The organism is Kitasatospora sp. NPDC022856, assembly GCF_055561235.1.
In genome coordinates this window covers 1-1,438 of record NZ_JBVHHE010000135.1, presented here as the reverse complement: position 1 = coordinate 1,438, position 1,438 = coordinate 1, and the positions used below count along the sequence as shown (strand labels likewise).

1 protein-coding gene is annotated in these 1,438 nt (G+C 69.7%); it reads left to right on the top strand.

All coding sequences use genetic code 11. The annotated features are described in order from the left end of the window. Nucleotides 1–60 precede the first annotated feature (60 nt). Entirely contained in the window at nucleotides 61–1,296 is a 1,236-nt protein-coding gene (locus ACZ34W_RS38670; RefSeq protein WP_465611189.1) for an IS701 family transposase, read from the top strand. Nucleotides 1,297–1,438: the final 142 nt, after the last annotated feature.

Below are 1,438 nucleotides of genomic sequence, written 5' to 3'. Positions count from 1 at the left end.
CTAGTAGTACTTCGTTAACTTGGCTTGATCCTGATCTGTGCATCGGGCATCCTGGCGGGCGTGGACTTGGGGGAGATTGAGCAACTGCGTGGCGAGCTCGCCGCGTTCGTGGCCGAGGTATTCGCGTCGGTGCCGCGGAAGGACACGCGCGGGTGGGGTGACTGCTATCTGCGCGGGTTGATGCTGGACGGTCGCAGGAAGTCGATCCAGCCGATGGCCGAGCGGCTGCCGGACGGCGACATGCAGGCCCTGCAGCAGTTCGTGAACCAGTCGCCGTGGGACCACACGGCGGTGCTGCGGGCGGTTGCCCTCAAGGCCGTCACGGTGGTCGATCCGGTGGTGTGGGTGATCGACGACGTGTCGTTCCCCAAGGACGGGCGGATGTCGGTCGGGGTGGCCCGGCAGTGGTGCGGGGCCTTGGGCAAGCAGTCGAACTGCCAGGTGGGGGTGAGTCTGCACGCCGCCTCCGACACCGCGTCCGTACCCGTCTCCTGGCGCCTGTTCGTGCCCGCCGAGTGGCAGGACGACACCGAGCGACGTGCGCGCACCGGTGTGCCCGAGGAGGTCGGCCATCGGGAGAAGTGGCGCCTGGCCCTGGACCTGATCGACGAGGCGCTCGTCTGGGGCCTGGAGCCGAAAGTGGTTGTCGCCGACGCCGGCTACGGCCAGATCACGGCGTTCCGCCGGGGCCTGGCGGAACGCGGGCTGGACTTCGTCGTCGCGGTCCGCTCCGACGAGTCCGCGCATCCTCACGACGCGACCCCCGCCACCCCGCACTGGAGCGGGAACGGCCGCAGACCCGCGGCCCGCTACCGTACCAAGGCCATGTCGCTCCAGGCCCTGACCATCGCCGGCGGACGCACGACCTTGCGCCGGACCACCTGGCGCCACGGCTCGAAAGGCCCGATGCGTTCCCGTTTCCGGGTGCTCACGGTGCGGCCGGCGGGCGTCGCGGCCCGCACCCATGCCATGACCAGGGCCGGCGGAGCGAGCGCCTGGGACGGCACCCTGCCGAAGGCCACCCTGCTCAGCGAATGGCCCGCCGGACAGAAGACGCCCACCGAGTACTGGCTGACCAGCCTGCCCGCCGACACCCCGACCCGCCACCTGGTCCGCCTGGCCAAGATGCGCTGGCGCGTCGAGCACGACTACCGCGAGCTGAAGCACGGCCTCGGGCTGGACCACTTCGAGGGCCGCACCTGGCGCGGCTGGCACCACCACGTCACCCTCGTCACCGCCGCCCACGCCTTCCTCACCCTTCGGCGGCTCGACCCAAAAGCCCAAGCGCCGGCCTGACCCTCTACCAGGTCCTGGACCAGCTCCAGGACCTGCTGAACTGCTGGACCGGCATTTGCCACACCTGCCAACACCCACTTCCCACAACGAAGCCCAGAAGCCGAACCCGACAACCCGCCCCAACCTAACGAAGTACTACTAG